The sequence below is a fragment of the Acinetobacter pecorum genome, assembly GCF_014837015.1.
Taxonomy (GTDB): domain Bacteria; phylum Pseudomonadota; class Gammaproteobacteria; order Pseudomonadales; family Moraxellaceae; genus Acinetobacter; species Acinetobacter pecorum.
This window is the reverse complement of record NZ_JACSPT010000040.1, coordinates 1-2,938: the sequence shown is the minus strand read 5'-3', so window position 1 is coordinate 2,938 and position 2,938 is coordinate 1. Positions and strand designations below refer to the sequence as shown.

General features: G+C 33.5%; 2 protein-coding genes. Both read left to right on the top strand.

The window, feature by feature from the left end; translation table 11 throughout:
* The first annotated feature begins 369 nt into the window (after nucleotides 1-369).
* A complete protein-coding gene (locus tag H9629_RS15245; RefSeq protein ID WP_064095455.1) occupies nucleotides 370-660 on the top strand; it encodes a hypothetical protein in 291 nt (96 codons plus the stop codon).
* A 922-nt stretch (nucleotides 661-1,582) separates the two neighbouring features.
* Nucleotides 1,583-2,527: a sensor domain-containing diguanylate cyclase gene (locus tag H9629_RS15240; protein ID WP_064095456.1), complete on the top strand. Its 945-nt coding sequence runs from the start codon at nucleotides 1,583-1,585 to the stop codon at nucleotides 2,525-2,527.
* Nucleotides 2,528-2,938 lie beyond the last annotated feature (411 nt).

Genomic DNA, 2,938 nt, shown 5'->3' with positions numbered 1-2,938 from the left:
TTCTTGCTCATGGTAAACTCCTGATGAGTGTCTATAGTTTACCAAGTTAAAACCTCCTGTTTTTTCAGCACACATCAATTGCAGAGTCAATCGCTAGCGTCATCAATTTTTCATATTGTTTCCAAGTACCATCATAGGCTTTTAAGGTCATCTAAAGATATCTTCAGGCTCTAAATATAGAACTCAAGCCAAATTAATGAGTTAGACGACCAATGTATATTGGTAGCTCAGGTAGTTGACTGGCACACGCATGTTTATCGAGCGAGAATAAGAGTTAGAGGGAATTAACAAAAGCCAACATATTCAGCGTTGTCTAAATTGATAAAATCGCCGTTTGCTACAGAAAATTTAAGATTGTTAAGGATTGAAGTGAATATTCAAAATGATTTATCAGAATTAAGTAATTACAGTGAGTTAAGTAGTAAAGAGCAACTAACTATCCATCAAACGCTTATTTCGTACGTCCGCTCAGATCACCTCTATAATATTATCTTGACCCATAATGTTGAACCTTACGACTTGGTAAAACTTGTGAGTATTAGTTTTGAGAATAGAGATGCTGCTATCTGGGTTCATTTTGAAACTATTACAGCTGAGAGACTAACCATGCCTCTCGATTTTATTTCAAGAATAGAAGTATGTAATTACGAAGTTTTTTAAATTAGAATTGAGACACCTAACCCACCCTAGCAGTGGGTTTTATCTTAAATAAGATCCAAGACAAAATAGAAATACACCTGGTAACATATATAAGAAGCCAGCAGCTTGTGCATCCATATAATTCTTGACCTTTTTATGTAAAATATGTGGTCCAAAAATAATGTACTCTCTTATAAGAGATATAGTCATAAACACAAGGAACTTTATATTTTTTTCTTACTGGCTGTGATAATTCTTCAAAATTAAATTATGAAATGAAATCATTAGACAAAGATATCAGGTGGTCGTTTAATCTAATATAAAACTCATAGGGGCTAATAAAACAGTTAATAATTACTTAGAAAAGCTTGAAAACCCACATACTCTCATTAGTGAAGAACTCAAATCTTATGTGAAGCTTATACCAAAAAATTTAAAGGAAACTATCTATCAGTTCTTATAAGATTGTCCCCCAATGCACACAATGAAGATAAACTGTTGAATGATTTAAATAAATCACCAAATAAATATAAATTTTATTTTAATATAAAGGGTTAGATAATTTTCCTCTCGACTTTACAATTTCCTTTCCTTATTAATAATAACGATACATATTGAAGGTTTCTTTAGGCCTATAATTTTGAAAATTTTTTGGTAGCTTCGCTTCATTATGACTTTTTATATATTTTTAATCCTTATGAATATCGCAGCCATAATGGCAGTGATTGCATTTTTTCATAAGTAATAAGAAAACTACATCTTGGTATTCTTCTTCGCTGGTTAATTTTAAATTTCATTATAAAAATACATTTCTTTAAGCATTATTTTTGGTATAAATTTCACACATTTCTATATAATACCTATTTTGACTCCCTTTTATAAGAATTATTCATATGTTGTGTATTTCACATATATATTCTTACTATTGCAGTAGGTTCACTTCATGAATAATATTAACTTTAAGAACTTTGAAGAAGCTGGCCAAGCCATTTTAAAATTCTTATCTCAACGATTTGGCTTTAAATTATGGATGATTACTCGTACAGAGGGTGATGACTGGATCGTGTTACTAAGTGAAGATAATGGTTATAACGTTAAGCCTGGACAAGTATTTCATTGGGCAGACTCATTCTGCTCACACATGGTGCAAAGCAATGCGCCCCGTATTGCTCCCTATTCACCAGATATTCAAGTTTACGCAGACGCACCTATAAATCACCTAGTCCCAATTAAAGCCTATATCGGCCAACCTCTGTATAAAGAAGATGGCTCTCTTTTTGGTACTTTATGTGCAATTGATCCCGAACCTCAACCTAAAATTCTTGTTGAAGATGCTCCATTATTCGAGCTGATAGCAAAGGTACTCAGTTATACGATTCAAGCCGATATAAAAGCTGCTGAGTACATACGTAAAGCTGAGCGTTTTGAAATGGAAGCAATGTCCGACCCAATGACTGGACTTTTCAACCGTCGTGCCTGGGATGAGCTGATTATCAAAGAGGAAGAGCGCTGTAAGCGCTATGGGCATCCTACTGCTATTCTTATGATAGACCTTAATGATCTTAAGATCACAAATGATACTCTGGGTCATGCTGCAGGTGATGAGCTCATTCAAAGAATGGCTTTAGCTCTCAAAAATACGGTACGTAGTAATGATATTATCGCTCGCTTAGGGGGTGATGAGTTTGCTGTGATGACTATTGAAACTAACTTAGAGCATGCTAAAAAGCTTGCATCAAGAATTCAAAATACTTTTGCAAAAGTTGGAATTAGTGCTGCAATTGGTCTTGCAATGCGTAATCCAACCTTTGGGTTAGCTGAAGCTATCAAAGAAGCAGATGCAAAGATGTATCAGAATAAAGTTATGGTCAAATCAAGTAGCCATTAATTAAACTACTTGCACGATGTATTCTTTGTATCTGTTAAGGTCCTATCTACAATCTGAAGATATGCAATTGAAATAGTCACATGCACTTCACACAATCTGATACGCGATTTTGCCCAAATATTTTTATCTCTGGTCAAAAAACTTATGATTTTCCCATCTCAAAACTTCATAATTATTGCTTTTTAAAACACTTTATATCTTTATATTTTATAATCTAATTATTTGTTTACTTTAAAAAAATAATACCTATAATCCCATCTGCTCATTACGAGAAGCAGACATGATGAAAAGAAAAATTCTCCAAATTCTATTAGTACCCTTTCTCTATACGAGCTGATCCTAGCCAAAATAATGGACAGTACTTCCCTCTAAAGATAACGTAACGTTAACTTTGGAGATACAAGAAATGGC

Excerpts from the sequence above, each read along its gene's own strand:
- H9629_RS15240 (WP_064095456.1), top strand. The coding sequence starts at position 1,583 with ATGAATAATATTAACTTTAAGAACTTTGAAGAAGCTGGCCAAGCCATT.